The sequence below is a fragment of the Corallococcus sp. AB049A genome (genome assembly GCF_003668885.1).
Taxonomy (GTDB): domain Bacteria; phylum Myxococcota; class Myxococcia; order Myxococcales; family Myxococcaceae; genus Corallococcus; species Corallococcus interemptor.
This window is the reverse complement of sequence record NZ_RAWL01000195.1, coordinates 1-15,675: the sequence shown is the minus strand read 5'-3', so window position 1 is coordinate 15,675 and position 15,675 is coordinate 1. Positions and strand designations below refer to the sequence as shown.

The 15,675-nt window shown below is 72.6% G+C and carries 19 protein-coding genes; 8 read left to right on the top strand and 11 right to left on the bottom strand.

Annotated elements, in window-relative coordinates; all coding sequences use genetic code 11:
• Nucleotides 1–161, bottom strand: a 161-nt coding sequence (locus D7X55_RS21150; RefSeq protein WP_255425025.1) for an NAD(P)-binding protein, incomplete at its 3' end; no start/stop codon positions are given.
• Between the two features lie 50 nt (nt 162–211).
• Nucleotides 212–355, bottom strand: a complete 144-nt coding sequence (locus D7X55_RS21145) for an Lrp/AsnC ligand binding domain-containing protein (RefSeq protein ID WP_233609974.1) — start codon at nt 353–355, stop codon at nt 212–214.
• A gap of 87 nt (nt 356–442) precedes the next feature.
• Here D7X55_RS21145 and D7X55_RS21140 point away from each other — a divergent pair, with 87 nt between their 5' ends.
• Nucleotides 443–760: a M3 family metallopeptidase gene (locus D7X55_RS21140; RefSeq protein WP_407921778.1), complete on the top strand. Its 318-nt coding sequence runs from the start codon at nt 443–445 to the stop codon at nt 758–760.
• A gap of 5 nt (nt 761–765) precedes the next feature.
• Complete coding sequence (locus tag D7X55_RS21135; protein ID WP_121724013.1) at nt 766–1,155, top strand: VOC family protein; 390 nt, start codon at nt 766–768, stop codon at nt 1,153–1,155.
• Between the two features lie 4 nt (nt 1,156–1,159).
• Here D7X55_RS21135 and D7X55_RS21130 read toward each other — a convergent pair whose 3' ends face one another.
• The gene (locus D7X55_RS21130; protein ID WP_121724012.1) at nt 1,160–2,002 is read right to left on the bottom strand and encodes an AraC family transcriptional regulator; all 843 of its coding nucleotides are present in this window, start codon (nt 2,000–2,002) and stop codon (nt 1,160–1,162) included.
• 152 nt (nt 2,003–2,154) lie between these two features.
• On the opposite strand from D7X55_RS21130, the gene D7X55_RS21125 reads away from it, so the two are divergent.
• The 3 genes from D7X55_RS21125 to D7X55_RS21115 all read left to right on the top strand — a co-directional run bounded on the left by D7X55_RS21125 (nt 2,155) and on the right by D7X55_RS21115 (nt 4,717).
• The gene (locus D7X55_RS21125) at nt 2,155–2,892 is read left to right on the top strand and encodes an SDR family oxidoreductase (protein ID WP_121724011.1); all 738 of its coding nucleotides are present in this window, start codon (nt 2,155–2,157) and stop codon (nt 2,890–2,892) included.
• Nucleotides 2,893–3,155: 263 nt separating this feature from the next.
• Nucleotides 3,156–4,484 carry a reverse transcriptase family protein gene (locus D7X55_RS21120; protein WP_121724010.1) on the top strand — a complete coding sequence of 443 codons (1,329 nt, stop codon included), beginning with the start codon at nt 3,156–3,158 and terminating at the stop codon, nt 4,482–4,484.
• A 101-nt stretch (nt 4,485–4,585) separates the two neighbouring features.
• Nucleotides 4,586–4,717: an NAD-dependent epimerase/dehydratase family protein gene (locus D7X55_RS21115; protein WP_199747050.1), complete on the top strand. Its 132-nt coding sequence runs from the start codon at nt 4,586–4,588 to the stop codon at nt 4,715–4,717.
• On the opposite strand, the gene D7X55_RS21110 is transcribed toward D7X55_RS21115, so the two are convergent.
• The gene (locus D7X55_RS21110) at nt 4,703–5,659 is read right to left on the bottom strand and encodes an alpha/beta fold hydrolase (protein ID WP_121724015.1); all 957 of its coding nucleotides are present in this window, start codon (nt 5,657–5,659) and stop codon (nt 4,703–4,705) included. The two genes, D7X55_RS21115 and D7X55_RS21110, sit on opposite strands and share 15 nt — an antisense overlap.
• 241 nt (nt 5,660–5,900) lie before the next feature.
• Between D7X55_RS21110 and D7X55_RS21105 the strand changes: the two genes are divergently transcribed.
• Together D7X55_RS21105 and D7X55_RS21100 are read left to right on the top strand one after the other, a co-directional pair.
• A complete protein-coding gene (locus tag D7X55_RS21105; protein ID WP_120546963.1) occupies nt 5,901–6,821 on the top strand; it encodes a lytic transglycosylase domain-containing protein in 921 nt (306 codons plus the stop codon).
• A 145-nt stretch (nt 6,822–6,966) separates the two neighbouring features.
• Complete coding sequence (locus tag D7X55_RS21100; RefSeq protein ID WP_233609973.1) at nt 6,967–7,422, top strand: hypothetical protein; 456 nt, start codon at nt 6,967–6,969, stop codon at nt 7,420–7,422.
• Between the two features lie 6 nt (nt 7,423–7,428).
• Here D7X55_RS21100 and D7X55_RS21095 read toward each other — a convergent pair whose 3' ends face one another.
• From D7X55_RS21095 to D7X55_RS21070, 6 genes are read right to left on the bottom strand one after another with little or no spacing between them, the layout of a single operon-like run.
• Nucleotides 7,429–8,541, bottom strand: a complete 1,113-nt coding sequence (locus D7X55_RS21095) for a sensor histidine kinase (protein ID WP_233609972.1) — start codon at nt 8,539–8,541, stop codon at nt 7,429–7,431.
• A complete protein-coding gene (locus tag D7X55_RS21090; RefSeq protein WP_121724009.1) occupies nt 8,538–9,239 on the bottom strand; it encodes a response regulator in 702 nt (233 codons plus the stop codon). The genes D7X55_RS21095 and D7X55_RS21090 overlap by 4 nt, the downstream gene beginning before the upstream one ends.
• Nucleotides 9,239–10,444 (bottom strand): sensor histidine kinase, encoded by a 1,206-nt coding sequence (locus D7X55_RS21085; protein WP_233609971.1) that lies wholly within the window; start codon nt 10,442–10,444, stop codon nt 9,239–9,241. The genes D7X55_RS21090 and D7X55_RS21085 overlap by 1 nt, the downstream gene beginning before the upstream one ends.
• Before the next feature lie 28 nt (nt 10,445–10,472).
• Entirely contained in the window at nt 10,473–11,861 is a 1,389-nt protein-coding gene (locus D7X55_RS21080; protein ID WP_121724008.1) for a sigma-54 dependent transcriptional regulator, read from the bottom strand.
• A gap of 35 nt (nt 11,862–11,896) precedes the next feature.
• Entirely contained in the window at nt 11,897–12,193 is a 297-nt protein-coding gene (locus tag D7X55_RS21075) for a TraR/DksA C4-type zinc finger protein (RefSeq protein WP_199747048.1), read from the bottom strand.
• A gap of 23 nt (nt 12,194–12,216) precedes the next feature.
• Nucleotides 12,217–13,263 (bottom strand): hypothetical protein, encoded by a 1,047-nt coding sequence (locus D7X55_RS21070; RefSeq protein WP_121724006.1) that lies wholly within the window; start codon nt 13,261–13,263, stop codon nt 12,217–12,219.
• A 290-nt stretch (nt 13,264–13,553) separates the two neighbouring features.
• Here D7X55_RS21070 and D7X55_RS21065 point away from each other — a divergent pair, with 290 nt between their 5' ends.
• Complete coding sequence (locus tag D7X55_RS21065; RefSeq protein WP_120546970.1) at nt 13,554–14,570, top strand: 2-hydroxyacid dehydrogenase; 1,017 nt, start codon at nt 13,554–13,556, stop codon at nt 14,568–14,570.
• A 58-nt stretch (nt 14,571–14,628) separates the two neighbouring features.
• Here the strand turns inward: D7X55_RS21065 and D7X55_RS21060 are convergent.
• Nucleotides 14,629–15,675 (bottom strand): cation-translocating P-type ATPase (locus D7X55_RS21060; protein WP_147470159.1); only part of this gene is annotated, 1,047 nt, incomplete at its 5' end.

Genomic DNA, 15,675 nt, shown 5'->3' with positions numbered 1-15,675 from the left:
CGCCCGCCCAGCTGCTTCGAGCGCTCGTACAACGTCACCTCGCAGCCGCCCCGCGCGAGCAGCGCCGCCGCCGAGAGGCCCCCCAGTCCGCCGCCCACCACGGCCACCTTCGTCGCCTGCATGTCCGTCCTCCGTCCCAAGGCCCGGCACATTCCGGGCATCCGACGGCCACCACGAAAATGGACGGCGAAAGGTTACAGCGCCACTTCCGTCAGGCCCCCCGGTCGACCGGCAGCCCCGAGCGCGCGAAGGAGAACACCAGCGACGTCTCGATGCGGCTCACCTCCGGGCGGCGGGTGAAGGACTGGATGGTGAGCACGCGCAGGTGCTCCGTGTCCCGACACACGACGTGCACCAGGAAGTCCGTCGTCCCCCCAGGCAGTAGACCGCCACCGGCCTGGCGGGAGCGAAGCGAATCGACCCGGACGCGCTCGAGCGCGACGTGCTCCGGCGGCTGGGCGCACCGGTGGAGGTCGGCATGCGCTTCCGCATGCCCCACTTCGGGCACGTCTTCGCCAGCAACGCGTACGCGGCGGGCTACTACCGCTATCTCTGGGCGGACATGCTGGCGTCGGACGCGTTCGAGGCGTTCCAGGAAGCCGGAGGCGCCTACGACGCGAAGGTGGCCGCGAGGCTGCGCGAGCACGTGCTGTCAGTGGGCAACACCGTCGATCCGTTCGAGGGCTACCGGAAGTTTCGTGGAAAGGACGCGAGCCTCGACGCCTTGATGCGCGAGCGGGGCTTCGCGCCCATACACTGAGGATCATGCTCGACCACACGGGGATTGGCGTCGCGGATGTCGCACGTTCCGCGGTCTACTACGACGCGGCACTGGGAGCGCTCGGACTGCGCCGTGCCATGCAGCTTCCGCCCGAGACGGGCGCGGATGGCATTGGCTACGGCCGGGAGTACCCCGTCTTCTGGATCGACCGCTTCCATCCCCACGGCGTGAAGCAGCACACGGCCTTCGCCGCCACGAGCCTCGCCCAGGTCGACGCCTTCCACGCGGCCGCGGTGGCGGCGGGCGGGACCGACAACGGACCGCCCGGACTGCGCGGCTTCGAGAAGGGCTATCCCACCGGCTACTACGCCGCCTTCGTGCTGGATCCGGACGGCAACAACATTGAAGCCGTCTTCCGGGAGGGTGCTCGGTAGCGCCTCAGTGCACGGCGCGCGCGAACTGCCCCGGGGTGATGCCGACGATGCGCTTGAAGTGCCGGTTGAGCTGACTCTGATCACAGAGCCCGACCTGGAGGGCGACTTCCGCGGGCGCCAGGCCCTGTGACAGCAGCCGCTGCGCTCGCGAGACGCGCAGGTGGGTGAGATAGGTGTGCGGAGGCATGCCCAGTTCCTCTCGGAAGGCGCGGCACAGGTGGAACCGGTTCCAGCCCACCTGCTGGGCCAGTGACTCCAGGGTGATGCCCTGTGGAATGGCTTCGTGCAGGGCCTCCACCACGCGCCGGATGGGCCACCGGTAGCGCTGCTCCACTGCGCCCGAGGGGTCCAGACATCCGACCAGCGCGGAGAGGGATTCAGCCAGGACCGTCTGGAGCGCGAGCGCGCTGGCGCGTCCCTCCAGGCCCGCGTCCAGCACGGCGTGGAGTCGCACGAACGCGGCCGCCGAGGGCTGGGCTGTTTCGAGTTGGAGCTGGCGAAGCCGGGCGGAGGCCGGGGCGCCCAGCGCCTCGCGGGCCTCGGCGACGAGGGATTCGTCGAAGGCGATGACCTGGAACCGGGCGGGTCCGTCACGGCGCAGGTCCCGGTGCACCTCGCCCATCTGCTTGAGGTCGACCGTGCGGGGTGAGGAGGAATGGACCTTGCCCCGCCCCCACCACTCCGAGTGCCCCCGCTGCGTCAGCATCACGGAGAAACGCTCCTTCACGGAGCGCAGCAGCCGCCCGTCCGTCCGGTAGCGCACCAGCCGCAAGCCCGGCAGCTCCGGGAAGAGAGAGGTCTGGATGGACAGGGGGCCATCCACGACGGCGTGGGAGAGCGCGGTCACGGTTGGATTCTAGGGACGGGCGTCCCCCCTGGCTTGGGCGAAGTTGACGTGCACGGCAGGTCAACAACGTCCAAGCCCGGCGCGCCCCGGCATGGCTACGTCTCGCATCGCAGGCCCGGCCCTCCCCTCACCTGGCCGGGCAGGAGGGCGTCATGTCAGGCATCCAGGACAAGGTCATTGCCATCACCGGAGCCAGCACCGGCATTGGCGAAGCCGCGGCGCTGCTGCTCGCGGAGCGCGGAGCGAAGGTCGTGCTCGGCGCGCGGCGGACGGAGCGGCTGGACCCGGTGGTGGAGCGCATCCGGACGGCAGGGGGCGAAGCCCTCTGCGCGCGGACCGACGTGAGGCGGCGCGAGGACGTCGCCGGGCTCGTCCGCCTGGCCCGCGAGCGGTACGGCAAGCTGGACGTGCTCATCAACAACGCGGGCAGCCTGGCCACCTCGCCGCTGGACGACCTGCGCGTCGACGACTGGGAGGAGCTGATCGACACCAACATCAAGGGCGTGCTGTACGGCATCGCCGCCGCGCTGCCTGTCTTTCGCGAGCAGGGCTTCGGGCACTTCATCAACACCGCGTCGACCTCGGCGCACCGGATCGTGCCCGGACAGGCGGTCTACGCCGGGACGAAGTTCGCCGTGCGCGCCATCTCCGAAGGGCTGCGCCAGGAGGCGGGCCCCAGGCTGCGGGTGACGGTCATCTCCCCGGGGATGACCCGGACGAACTTCCTGGAGCACGTGAAGAATCCGGAGCTCCGGGCCCGGTTCGAGGAGGTCAAGGACAGGCTCGCGATCGCGCCGGAGGCGATTGCCCGCGCCATGGCCTTCGCCATCGAGCAGCCCGCGGACGTGGACGTGGGCGAGGTGATTGTCCGTCCCACCGCGCAGGACTGAAGGCTGGCGGCCCGCCGTGAAGTCCTCGCGGCTCGACCGCGGCAGGGGTTGCCGTGTACCGTGGCTCGCGTCATGCGGCGGTCTGGAAACCCAGCAGGTAGACGGTCCGTGGCGACACGGTCCCCTGCCTCTCCGGGGTACCCCCGGGGATTCTTCAAGCGGAGCACTTCCCCACGCATGGCCGACCTCGCGGCAAGCCGCGACGCTGGCCACGCCAGACGGGACAGGTGGGACCGGGCCGCCGCATGGCGGATGCGTGCCGGATGAGTGAACGGAACGTGGTGGCGAAGGCGCTCGCGTCCGCCTTCCTCGCGGCGCCCTGGACGCGCGCCGGGCTCATCGCGAACGGAGCCGAAGTCGTCGGCGGCCGGTTCCCGTGGCTCGCGTCGCTCGCGCGAAGCACGCTGCGGTTCTTTCCCCGGCCACCGCACGACAGGCTGGAGTTGCTCGCGGAGATACTCGCGACGCGGCCCGCGTTGAAGCAGGCCTGCGCGAACCCGACCGCGCCGGTGCGGCTTCTTCGCTGGCTCACCGCCGAGCCTCAGATGGGCCGCGCCCCGTGGCCCGTTCCAGCCCTGCCCACCCAGGCGGACCTCGCGGCGTGGCTGGGGGTGACGGATGCCCAGCTTGACTGGCTGGCGGATGGAAAGGGCTTGGAGCACACGACCTCTCCCGGGCGCTGGCGGCGCTATGGCTACACCTGGATTCCCAAACGCAGCGGCGGGCAGCGGCTGCTGGAGCAGCCCGGCGAGGAGCTCGCGAGGCTCCAGCGCAAGGTGCTCCACGGCATCCTGGACCGGATTCCACCGCACGAAGCGGCGCATGGCTTCGTGAAAGGCCGGGGGATCCGAGGCTTCGTCGAACCCCATACGCGCCAGGCGGTCGTCGTGCGCCTGGACCTGGAAGACTTCTTCCTCTCCGTGCGGCCACCGAGGCTCTGGGGCGTGTTCCGCGCCGCCGGATATCCGGATGGGGTGGCGGGGGCACTGGTGGGGCTCTGCACGAACCGGACGCCAGGGGCGGTGGTCGCGCAGGCCCGGAAGCCAACCCACGCCCAGGAGGTGGAATCGCGTTGGCTCCTGGGCCGGAGGCTGGAGTCGCGCCACCTGCCGCAGGGAGCGCCGACGTCGCCCGCGCTCGCCAACCTCGCCGCGTACCGGCTGGACGTCCGGCTGTCCGCGCTCGCGGGTGTCCTGGGCATGCGTTACACGCGCTACGCGGACGACCTGGCGTTCTCAGCGGACGCCGCGAGGCCCGGGAGCATCCGCCGCCTCCTTCGGAGCGTGCGCCGCATCGTGCGCGACGAGGGCTTCACGGTTCGTGAGGACAAGACGCGGGTGATGTCCAAAGGCCACCAGCAGTGGCTCGCGGGCGTGGTGGTGAATGAGCACCCCAACCTCCGCCGCGAGGACTACGACCGGCTGAAGGCCGTCCTGCACCTGTGCCGCACCCGGGGGCCGGCCAGCCAGAACACCGGCGGCCATCCCGACTTCCGCGCGCACCTGCTCGGAAGGATTGCCTGGGTGACGTACCTCCACCCCGCGCGCGGCGCCAGGCTGCGCGCGCTCTTCGACCGGATTGCGTGGGACTGAAGCCGTGAAGGTGGGCTTCACGGCCCTTGCGGAATCTGGCCGTTCACCTTCGCCGGGGTCGCGGACAGACTCCCGTGCATGAACATGAACGCGAGGCGGCGATGAGCACGGTCCTGGTCACCGGCGGGTCTGGCTTCATCGGTGGGCATTGCATCGCGCAGCTGCTGGCCGCGGGCCATCAGGTGCGCACCGGTGAGAGCCTTCAGCGTCTGGGTTTGCTACGCGGGCAGTGACTTCAGGAACGCCAGCAGGGCGGCGTTCACCTCCTGCGGACGCTCCTGCTGGAGCCAGTGGCCCGCGCCGGGAATGACCACCAGGTCCCGGAGCCCGGGCACCAGCGCCTTCATGGGGTCCACCGGAGAGAAGCCGCGGCCCGGATCCTTCTCCCCGATGAGGAACAGGGCGGGCTGCCGGATGAGGGCGGTCGCGAGTTCGGGCAGCTCCTCCCAGTCGCGGTCCATGTTCCGATAGCGATTGAGCCCGCCCCGGAAGCCGCTGTGCTCCAGCTCCTTCGCGAAGTGCGCGAGGTCCGCCTCCGTCAGCCACGCGGGCAGCGAGTCCGGCACATCGAGGCCGGTGAGGAAACCGTCGCCCTTGCGGCGGGCCGGGTCGACCAGGCCTCGCGAATCGAAGCCGGGGGCGCCGGCCAGGATGGTGCGGACCGTCCTCGGGACGTCCGCTTCGAACTCCGCCTCGGCGACGCCCGGCGCCTGGAAGTAGAGGAGGTAGACCCACGTGTCCTTGAACATGCTCCGGAAGAGCTGCGTCGGCGGCAGGGGCGCGCGGCCCAGGTACGGCACGCTCAGGCCCACGACGGCGCGGAAGCGGTCCGGGTGCAGCGCGGCGCAGGTCCACGCCATCGCCGCGCCCCAGTCGTGGCCCACCACCACCGCGGTCTTCTCCCCCAGCGCATCGAGCAGGCCCACCCAGTCCGCCAGCAGCTGCTTCATGCTGTAGGCCTCGACGGGCTCCGGCCGGTCGCTCTGCCCGTAGCCGCGAACGTCGGGCGCCACCGCGTGGTAGCCGGCCTCCGCGAGCGCCGCGAGCTGGTGGCGCCACGAGTACCCGGACTCCGGCCAGCCATGGAGCAGCAGCACCAGCGGCCCCTGGCCGGCCTCCGACAGGTGCAGGTGGATGCCGTTCGTCCGGACAGTGCGGTGGGTGATGTCGGCCATGCACGCGTTCTGCACGACGCCCTCCCCGCTGTCATGCCGCGAATGGCGCTGGGTCCGGCTGATGACGGTGGGCATCGGACCGGTGACGGCAGTCACCAGGCGCGGGCCTCGGGGCCCTTCGGGAGGCTCGTGAAAACCGTGGGTTGTGCGCGGCCCGCCGGCTTCCGGGGACTGGCACAGCGGCTGCTATGGGCTCTGGCATCGCTTCACCCGAAACCCAATCCCTTTCGAGGTCACCGCCATGGCCATCTCGCCCCTTCGCAGCGCCTCCACGCCTGTGTCCCGCATGCCGGTTCACGACGCCGGCAGCGCCCGTCCCGCCAACCTCCAGGCCGGCAACGTGAGCGGGTTCTCCCCGGCGCAGAAGCCGGGCTCGCGGCTGTCCTCGGCGCTGCAGCAGGACGGCTTCGACGCCGGCTCCAGCAAGGGCGCGGAGCTGGGCAAGATGCTGCAGGAGACGCTGTCCGCGCTGACGTCCATCGTGCAGCTGCTGGGGCAGGCGACGGGCGGCGCGCAGGGGGTCCAGGCCGCCGAGGGTGGCAGGTGCGGCACGGGTTCGCAGCCCTTCTCCGACAGCAGCTTCACGCCGCAGGCTTCGTCGGGCCGGCCGCCCGTGGCGCTCAACGGCAACACCGGCGTCGTGGGCCCCGCGGCCTCGCGGCCGACGGTGTCCTCGAGCGGCGGCTCCAAGCTGGGCGGCAACCTGCCCCCGGGACTGGAGAAGTTCCGGGGCGCCATCGAGTCCGCCTCCGCCAAGACGGGCATGCCGGCGGAGATGCTGGCCGCGCAGATCTGGCAGGAGTCGCGCGGCAACCTGGAGGCCGTCTCAACCAACGGCGGCAACGGCCTCACGGACACCGGCCTGATGCAGGTCAACCCCAACACCTACGGGGAGCTGCAGTCCAGGCACCCGGAGCTCCAGGGCAAGAACCTCTCCGACCCGGAGACGAACATCCTGGCGGGCGCCTTCTACATGAAGGACATGAAGGAGCAGTTCGGCAGCGATGAGCTGGCCCTGCGCGCCTACAACTCCGGCCCCAACGGCGTGGACCGGAGCAACCCGGACGCCATCCCCGCCGGCACCGGCGACGCCACCTACGTGCGGAAGGTGAAGTCCTTCATGAACACGCTGGCCACCGGCCAGGGCACGCTGCCCGCTTGAAGGCGCCGTGCCCATGACATACCCGTGACGGAAGGATGGAATCCCCCGGGGGACAGAGGCGGAGCCGGCGTCTAGCTTCCGCCGCATGACCCCTTCCACCTTCCGTCCGTTCGCGTTGGCAGCCGTCTCCTCTTCCGCGCTGATCATGAGCGCGTGTACGGGAGGCACCGCCGCGCCCCGCCCCGCGGAGTCCCTCTCCGTCCGGGAGCTGAACATCGTCGACGAGAATGGCCAGACGCGCGTGCGCATCGCCGCGCCGATGCCCAACCCCCAGGGCCTCAAGCGCGCCGTCACCGCCTACGGCATCCAGTTCCTGAGCCCCACCGGGCAGGAGATTGGAGGGCTGGGGATGCTCGACTCCATTGACTTCCGCGGGCTCTGCTTCGACAGCGAGGAGGGCTACGAGGCCATGTGCATGGCCTTGGAAAAGGGAAAGCCCACCATCACCTTCCGGCATGACTGGAAGGAGCGCATCACGATGGGCGTGGAGAACGGCGTCGCGAGCATCGTCATCCACGACGCCCAGGGGACGCCGCGCCTCAAGCTGGAGGTGGACCCGGATGGCAAGACACGGACCGTGGGCGTGACGCCCGCGCCTTGACGGGTGTCACCCCGCCAGCGGCCCCGGTGCGCCGGGCAGGTGCACGGCGAAGCGCGCGCCCCCCAGCGGGCCATCCTCCACCTGGAGGGTGCCGCCGTGCTGGGTGACGATGGCATGCACGATGGAGAGCCCCAGCCCGCTGCCGCTCGCCTTCGTCGTGAAGAAGGGCTCGAAGAGCCGCGCCCGCGCCTCCACCGGCACTCCGGGCCCGCTGTCGTCCACGAAGAGCGCCACCTCTCCCGGGTGCGCGCTCGCGCTGAAGCGCACCCGGCCTCCCGGCGGCGTCGCCTCCAGCGCGTTGAGCGCCAGGTTCAGCAGCACCTGCCGCAGCCGCTCCTCCTCCCCCCACACCTCCAACGCGCCCGGCGGCTCCACGTCCAGCGTCACGCCGCGCTGCTCGGCCTGCCAGGCCAGGAGGCTGCCCACCCGCTCGAACAGGGGCGCCACCGCCACGGCGTCCGACCGGAACTCGCGGGGACGGGCGAACTGGAGGAAGTCCTCGAGGATGTGATCCAGGCGGCGGATTTCATCCCGCACCAGCAGCAGCGGCTCCAGGAGCGGCCCCTGGACGGACTCCTCCAGCCTGCGCACCCGCCGCTCCAGGACGACGAGCTGCAGGACGGCCGCGTTGAGGGGGTTGCGGATTTCATGCGTCAGGCCCGCGGTCAGCGTGCCCACCGCGGCCAGCTTCTCCGACATCTGCGCGCGCCGGGCCAGCGCCCGCTTCTCGCGGTGCAGCCGCACCTGGCGCAGCGCCTGCTCCAGGGTCACCAGCAGCTCCGGCGTGGCGCAGGGCTTGAGCAGGTACGCGCACGCGCCCGCGTGCACCGCGGCCACCGCCGCCTCCAGCATGCCCAGGCCCGTGAGCAGCACCACCTCTCCGTCCGGCACCAGCGCCTTGAGCCGGGGGGCGAGCCACGAGCCCTCCCCGTCCGGCAGCCGGACGTCCACCAGCGCCACGTCGAAGCCCGCCGGCGCCCGCTCCAGCGCCCCCGCGCAGCTCGTCGCGCTGGAGACGGCGTAGCCCTGGTCCTCCAGCAGCTCCTTCATGTTGTCCAGGAACGCCGCGTTGTCATCCACCACCAGCACCCGGGGGCGCTCCCCCGCGCCCCCCGTCACGCGCGGCCTCCGTGCACCTGCTCCAGCGCGGCGAGCAGCGCCCCGGTGTCGAAGGGCTTGCGGACACACCGGCCCTCGAAGTCCGCGGGCAGCGCCTCCGGGAAGGCCGTGACGACGAAGGGGGTGGTGGCGGGGAAGCGCTCCCGCACGCGGCGCAGCGCCTCGCCGTCGGGGCCGCCCGGCACGCGCAGGTCCACGAGCGCCGCGAAGGGGCGGACGGACTCCAGCCCCTCCACGTCCGGCACCGAGTGCGCGACCACGGCCGTGAAGCCGCGCTCACGCAGCACCTCCGTGAGGTTGTCCGCGAGGCGGACGTCGTCCTCCACCAGCATGACGAGCCCGTCGCGGCGGGCCCGCGCGAGCAGCTCCACCAGCACCGGCACCGGCACCGGCTTGGGCAGCACCGCGAGCACGCCCTCCGCGCGCGCCCGCGCGAGCTCGGCCTCCCCGGGGTGCGCGGTGACGACGATGGCCGCGAGCCCCGGGTCTCGCTGGCGCAGGTGGTGCACCAGCGCGGCGCCACTCATCCCGGCCATGCGCATGTCGGTGATGAGCACGTCGTAGCGCGCCTCGCGCGCGGCCTGGAGCGCGGCCTCGCCCCCGTCCACCACGGTGGCCGAGTGGCCCTGCTCCTCGAGGATCTCCGCCAGGTTCTCCGCGAACGCCCGGTTGTCATCCACCAACAGGAAGTGGCCCATCAGGATGGCTCCAGCGTCAGGGGAAGCTCCATCACGAAGCGGGCCCCTCCCGGCCCGGCTCCGGCCTCGGCGGGAGCGTACGCGATGCCGCCGCCATGCCGCTCCAGGATGCGCCGCACGAGCGCCAGGCCCAGCCCCAGCCCGCGCGCCTTCGTCGTCATCAGCGGCTCGAAGACGCGCGCGCGGATGGCCGGATCCAGGCCCGGGCCGCTGTCCTCCAGCACCAGGCGGACCCGCCGCGCCCCGGCCTCCGGGACGTCCGCCGTCAGCCACACCTCGCCCTCGCGCTCGCCCAGGGCCTGCACCGCGTTCTGCAGCAGGTTCACGAAGACCTGCCGCATCTGCACCGCGTCCCCCTCCAGAGGGGGCAGGGCCTCCAGTCCCTCCTCGCGCACGCGCACGTGGGCGGGCGGCGTGACGGCCTCCAGCGCGGAGGCCCAGACCTGCGCCAGCCGCAGCGGCGCGCGGACCAGCGGGCTGGAGCGGATCATGTCCAGCAGGCTGGTGACGATGTGGTTGGCCACCTCCACCTGCTCCCCGATGCGGTCCAGGTGCTTGACCACGCGCGCATCCTCCTTCGCGGCGGGGCGGCCCTTGAGGATGAAGAGCGACGTCTCGATGACGCCCAGGGGGTTGCGCAGCTCATGGCCGATGGAGCCCACCAGCTGTCCGAAGGTCGCCAGCCGCTCGGACCGGGCCGACTGGGCCAGCAGGTCCTCGCGGTACGTGTGCAGCATGATGGCCAGCTCCAGGTCGAGGATCTTCCCCAGCGCCCGGCCCAGGCGGGCGGCCCGGGCGGGGTCGCCGCGCAGCGACTCCTCCAGCACCGCCGTCAGCTCCTGGCGCAGCAGGTTCATGGCGCCGAACATGTAGTGCTGCGGCAGGTGGATGCGCACGTGCACCCGCCCGATGCGGCAGCGGCGCTCGAACCAGGCCGCGTCCCACGGCCCCAGCAGGAGCGACCCCATCCAGTCCTGGAGGGTCACCTTGAGGTGCCCCACCCGGCTCTCGCCGCCCTCCAGCGCCTCGCGCGCCCCCGGGTGCTCGAGGATGCGCCGGTAGAAGACGTCCGCGATGCGCTCGAAGTGCGCGCAGGCGATGGGGTGCAGCTCCCGCAGGGCCTCCCCGTCGTCAGCGGAGAACCCCACGTAGCGCTGGAGTTCCTCCAGGATGTCTTCCGTCACGCCTCCAGGTCCGGCTTCCATGGTGAATCCCTTCCTTGCGCGCGGGGCCTCAAGGCGCGGCCGGCTCCTCGTCCGGGCCGGTGCCACCGCCGCCGTACTCCTTGAGCTTGTATTGGATCTTCCGCACGCTGATGCCCAGCACCTCCGCGGCGCGCGTGGTGGAGCCCTGCACCATCTCCAGCGTGCGCAGGATGGCCTCGCGTTCGATGGCGGCCAGCGTCGCGCCGGGGATGAGCCGGTCGCCGCCCCCGGCGCTGGGACGGGGGCCGCGCAGCACGGGCGGCAGGTCGTCCGCCGTGAGCTCCTCTCCCCGCGCGAGCACCACGGCGCGCTCCACCGCGTTCTCCAGTTCGCGGATGTTGCCCGGCCAGTCGTGGCTCATCAGCGCCTCCAGGGTGCCGGGCGCCAGCCCCTTCACGCCCTTGCCGTGGGTCGCGTTGCAGCGCTCGATGAAGTGGCTCACCAGCGCGGGGATGTCCGCCTTGCGCCGGCGCAGGGGCGGCAGCGTCACCGCCACCACGTTGAGGCGGTAGTAGAGGTCCTCGCGGAAGCGGCCCGCCTTCACCTCCGCCTCCAGGTCCCGGTGGGTGGCCGCCACGATGCGCACGTCCACCTTCACCGTCTGCGTGCCGCCCACGCGTTCGAACTCGCGGCCCTGCAGCACGCGCAGGAGCTTCACCTGCACGGCCGGGGAGATTTCGCCAATCTCGTCCAGGAACAGGGTGCCCCCGTCCGCCAGCTCGAAGCGGCCCTCCTTGCGCGCCAGGGCGCCGGTGAAGGAGCCCTTCTCATGGCCGAACAGCTCGCTCTCCAGCAGGCTCTCGCTGAGCGCCGCGCAGTGCACCTTGACGAAGGGGCGCGCCTTGCGAGGGCTGAGCTCGTGCAGCGCCTGGGCCACCAGCTCCTTGCCCGTGCCGCTCTCCCCCAGGATGAGCACCGTGGCCCGCGTGGGGGCCGCCTGGTGGATGAGGGAGTAGACGCCCTGGAGCTCGGGCGCGTCCCCGATGATGTTGCCCACGCGGAAGCGCTCCGCCACCCGCTCCCGCAGCTGCCGCGCCTCCTGCTTCAGCCGGCGCGTCTCCAGCGCCTTGCCCAGCACGACGAGCACGGCGTTCAGGTCCAACGGCTTGGTGAGGTAGCTCTCCGCGCCCAGGCGCATGGCCTCCACGGCCGCCTCCACCGTGGCGAACGCCGTCATCATCACGAAGGCCGCGTCGCTGCCTTCCTCCTTCGCGCGGCGCAGCAGGGTGACGCCGTCCATGCGCGGCATCCGCACGTCGGTGAGCACCAGCGCGGGTGAGAAGTCCGCGAGCGCGGCGAGCGCCTCCGCGCCGTCCGCGGCCTCCCGCACCTCGTAGCCCTCCTCCGCCAGGAGGGTGGCCAGGGCGCGCCGCGCGTTCACCTCGTCATCCACGACCAGGATGCGTTCTGGGGCCATGCCCCTGCTTACCAGAAGACCTGGACCCGGGGCCTTCACGCGTTCGCGTCCCGGGCCCGCGCGTCCGCGCATGCCAGGCAGCAGCGCGCCTCCGGGACGGCCAGCAGCCGCTGCCGGCCAATGGCGCCCCCACACCGCTCGCAGCCGCCGAAGCGGCCCTGCTCGATGCGCTCGAGCGCCGCCTCCACCTCCTCCAGTTCGCGCGGCGGCAGGCACGCCCTGCGCACGGGCGGCCGGGCCGCCACCTCCTCGTCCGCGCGCGCCGCGCGCAGCGCGTCCCGGCGGGACAGGAGCATCCGCCGCGCCAGGGTCGTGATGGGGTCAACGTGCATGGAGTCCTCGTCGCGCGCGGGCATCAGGAGGCCGGGGGAAGTGACAGGGAGGCGGTGCGCTTGCGCCGCGCCGCGAGCACGCCCGGCGCCGCGAGCACCGCGACGGCCACCGTCACCAGCGCGGCGCCCGCCAGCTCGCGGACGCCCACGCCGGGGAGCCCCAGCCACGCGGAGAGCACGACCGTCGCGCCCACGCCCGCGAACACGCTGGAGGCGCGGTTGATGGGCACGGTGAAGGTGTTCTCCCGCGCGTCCAGCAGCACCAGGCCGCCGAAGATGCCGCTGCCCTGGGAGAACAGCCCCACGGCCACCTCCACGGCCAGCGTGGGCCGTGAGAACATCCCGGTGAAGCCCTCGCGCAGCTGCTCCGCCGCGCCGCCCACGCCCGCGAAGGCCCACAGCGCCAGCAGGACGACGAGCGCGGGCGCGGCCACCATCTGCTCCTCCACGAAGTAGCGCTCGCGCGCGCCGGGCACGTGGTTCTTCGCCAGCCGGCTCATGAAGCGCAGCCGCACGAAGTAGCTGACGACGTACACCGCCCAGTCCAGCCCCGCCGCCAGCGACAGGCGCGGGTCCGCGCCCGGCCCCGTCGCGACGAGCAGCGCCACCAGGCTCACCCCCAGCGCGACCCGCGAAGGCCACGTGACGTGACGGCCGCTCACCGCGTCCACCAGCGGCGCGAGCACCAGCACGCCGCCGCGCATCAGCAGCATCATGAAGACGATGGAGGTGCCGTCGAAGGTGTACGCCAGCGTGGTGGTGGCGATGATGCCCGTGGTGCACAGGCCCGACAGGAACGTCCAGCGCCCCGGCCAGGGCAGGCTCACCGGCCCGAAGCGCCGGCGCCCCGCGTGCTGGAAGGCGCCGCTCCACGCCAGGTACGCGAACATCCCCACGAGCGTGGCCAGCGCCGTGGAGGGCAGCAGCACGAAGCCCGGCAGCCCCGCCGTCATCCCCGGCAGGGCGCCCAGGCTCAGCGCCTTCGTCAGCGCGCTGTAGGGCAGGTAGCAGGCGAAGTACCCCAGCGCGAACCACCCGATGGCGACCGGGACCTTGGGAGACGCGCTCATCGCGCCCCCACCTCTTCACGCGTGGCATCCATCGAGCTTCCTCCGTCTCCCGTATCGCGCCCCGGGCCCCCCACCGCGCGGCCCATGCCCCTTGCTCTACAGGATGCATGCCAGTCCTGTCCCGGCCCGCGCGCGGCGCGCCCCCGCAGGAGTTGCACGCCCGGGGCGTGCACCGCGCAACGCTTGCGCCCCCCAGCCCTTGGGGCCGGTGTCCGGGCCGCGCACGGAGGATGCAGAGTCCGGCGAGGACACTTCACGGCCGCCTCCGCGCGCCGCCGGGGGACACGCCCATGCGCATCGCCTTCTTCGACACCCACCGCTTCGACCGCACCGCCTTCGAGGAGGCCAATTCCGGGTTCGGCCACGAGCTCACCTGGTTCGAGCCGCGCCTGACGCCCCAGACGGTGGGGCTGGCGGCGGGCTTCCCCGGGGTGTGCTCCTTCGTGAATGACCGGCTGGACGGCGCGTGCCTCCAGGCGCTGGCGCGAGGGGGCACGCGGCTGGTGGCGCTGCGCTCGGCGGGCTTCAACCACGTGGACCTGGCGGAGGCCGCCCGGCTGGGGATGACCGTCGTCCGCGTCCCCGAGTACTCGCCGCAGGCCGTGGCCGAGCACACGGCGGCGCTGGTGCTCGCGCTCAACCGCAAGGTGCACCGCGCCTACGCGCGGGTGCGCGAGTGGAACTTCTCGCTGGACGGGCTGGTGGGGTTCGACCTGTCCGGCAAGACGGTGGCCCTGGTGGGGCTGGGGCGCATCGGCCGCGCCACCGCCCGCATCTTCCACGGCTTCGGCTGCCGGCTGCTCGCGGTGGACCCGCGGCTGAAGGAGGAGGACGCGCGCCAGCTGCACCTGGAGCCCGTGGCGCTCCCGGAGGCCCTGGCCCGGGCGGACGTCCTGTCGCTGCACGTGCCCCTCACGCCCGCCACGCGCCACCTCATCGACGCGGCGGCGCTCGCGCGGATGAAGCCCGGGGCCATGCTCATCAACACCGGCCGCGGGGCGCTCATCGACAGCCAGGCCCTGCTGGCGGCGCTCAAGTCGGGCCACCTGGGGGCCGCCGGGCTGGACGTGTACGAGGAGGAGGAGGGCGTCTTCTTCCAGGACCTCTCCGGGCAGGTGCTCCAGGACGACGTGCTCGCGCGGCTGCTCACCTTCCCCAACGTGCTCATCACCGCGCACCAGGCCTTCCTCACCCGTGAGGCGCTGGGCGCCATCGCCCGCACCACGCTCGAGAGCATCCGCCGCTTCGAGCGGGGCGAGCCCCTGGAGGCGACGGAGGTCCGGGCCGAGCAGGTGCTCCCGCGCTGAGGGCCCGCCCGGGGCGGCGGGCGCGGGGACGTGCGCGGCCCGCCGGGCAGCCCCTTGCTCAACGCCTCGCCGGGCCCCGGCTCCGCGCCACCAGCTTGCGCAGCTCCAGCACGCTCACCGGGATGAGCCCCAGGCCCAGCGCGAGCAGGAGGTGCGTGGCGGCCAGCGGGACGAGCGAGAAGAACGCGGCGAGCAGGGGCACCTCCGGCAGGGCGACCTGGAGCGCCAGCGTGAAGGCGACCACCCCGAGCAGCGCCCCGTTGGTGAACGTCCCCACCTCCCAGTGGAGCATCCCGGCGCTGCGCGCGGCGAAGGCCCGCAGCACCTGGCAGACCACCAGCACGGTGAACGTCAGGGTGCGCGCCTCCTCCAGCGACAGGTGCCGGAGCGCCCAGAGGAAGGTGCCCAGCGTGACGGCGGCGTCCAGCAGGCCGGTGCCCAGCACCGCCGTCCACTCGCGCCGGCCCAGCATGGGCTCCTCGGGCCGCCGCGGCGGCCGCCGCATGACGTCCGGAGGGGCCGGGTCCATGACCAGCGCCAGGGCCGGCAGCCCGTCCGTGACGAGGTTCACCCAGAGCAGGTGCAGCGGCAGCAGCGGCAGGGGCAGTCCCAGCAGCGACGCGCCGAGCATCAGCACCAGCTCCCCGGCGTTGCCGGCCAGCAGGTACACGAGCGTCTTGCGGATGTTCTCGTAGATGCCGCGCCCCTCGCGCACGGCCGCCACGATGCTGGCGAAGTGGTCGTCCGTGAGGATGAGGTCGGACGCCTCGCGGGTGACCTCCGCGCCGGTGCGGCCCATGGCGATGCCGATGTGGGCCTCGCGCAGGGCCGGCGCATCGTTCACGCCGTCCCCCGTCATGGCCACCACCTCGCCGCGCGCCTTCCAGCCGCGCACGATGCGCAGCTTCTCCTCCGCCGTCGCCCGCGCGTGCACGATGCCCTCCGGCGACTCGCCCTCGCGCAGCAGGCCCAGCTCCCTGGCGATGGCCAGGGCCGTGGTGGGGTGGTCGCCGGTGATCATCACCGTGCGCACCCCGGCCTCGCGCGCCGCGCGCACGGCCTCCACCGCTTCGGGCCGGGGCGGATCCGCCAGCCCCACCAGCCC

Excerpts from the sequence above, each read along its gene's own strand:
- D7X55_RS21135 (WP_121724013.1), top strand. The coding sequence starts at position 766 with ATGCTCGACCACACGGGGATTGGCGTCGCGGATGTCGCACGTTCCGCG.
- D7X55_RS21125 (WP_121724011.1), top strand. The coding sequence starts at position 2,155 with ATGTCAGGCATCCAGGACAAGGTCATTGCCATCACCGGAGCCAGCACC.
- D7X55_RS21120 (WP_121724010.1), top strand. The coding sequence starts at position 3,156 with ATGAGTGAACGGAACGTGGTGGCGAAGGCGCTCGCGTCCGCCTTCCTC.
- D7X55_RS21115 (WP_199747050.1), top strand. The coding sequence starts at position 4,586 with ATGAGCACGGTCCTGGTCACCGGCGGGTCTGGCTTCATCGGTGGGCAT.
- D7X55_RS21110 (WP_121724015.1), bottom strand. The coding sequence starts at position 5,659 with ATGGCCGACATCACCCACCGCACTGTCCGGACGAACGGCATCCACCTG.
- D7X55_RS21105 (WP_120546963.1), top strand. The coding sequence starts at position 5,901 with ATGGCCATCTCGCCCCTTCGCAGCGCCTCCACGCCTGTGTCCCGCATG.
- D7X55_RS21100 (WP_233609973.1), top strand. The coding sequence starts at position 6,967 with ATGAGCGCGTGTACGGGAGGCACCGCCGCGCCCCGCCCCGCGGAGTCC.
- D7X55_RS21090 (WP_121724009.1), bottom strand. The coding sequence starts at position 9,239 with ATGGGCCACTTCCTGTTGGTGGATGACAACCGGGCGTTCGCGGAGAAC.
- D7X55_RS21085 (WP_233609971.1), bottom strand. The coding sequence starts at position 10,444 with ATGGAAGCCGGACCTGGAGGCGTGACGGAAGACATCCTGGAGGAACTC.
- D7X55_RS21080 (WP_121724008.1), bottom strand. The coding sequence starts at position 11,861 with ATGGCCCCAGAACGCATCCTGGTCGTGGATGACGAGGTGAACGCGCGG.
- D7X55_RS21075 (WP_199747048.1), bottom strand. The coding sequence starts at position 12,193 with ATGCACGTTGACCCCATCACGACCCTGGCGCGGCGGATGCTCCTGTCC.
- D7X55_RS21070 (WP_121724006.1), bottom strand. The coding sequence starts at position 13,263 with ATGAGCGCGTCTCCCAAGGTCCCGGTCGCCATCGGGTGGTTCGCGCTG.
- D7X55_RS21065 (WP_120546970.1), top strand. The coding sequence starts at position 13,554 with ATGCGCATCGCCTTCTTCGACACCCACCGCTTCGACCGCACCGCCTTC.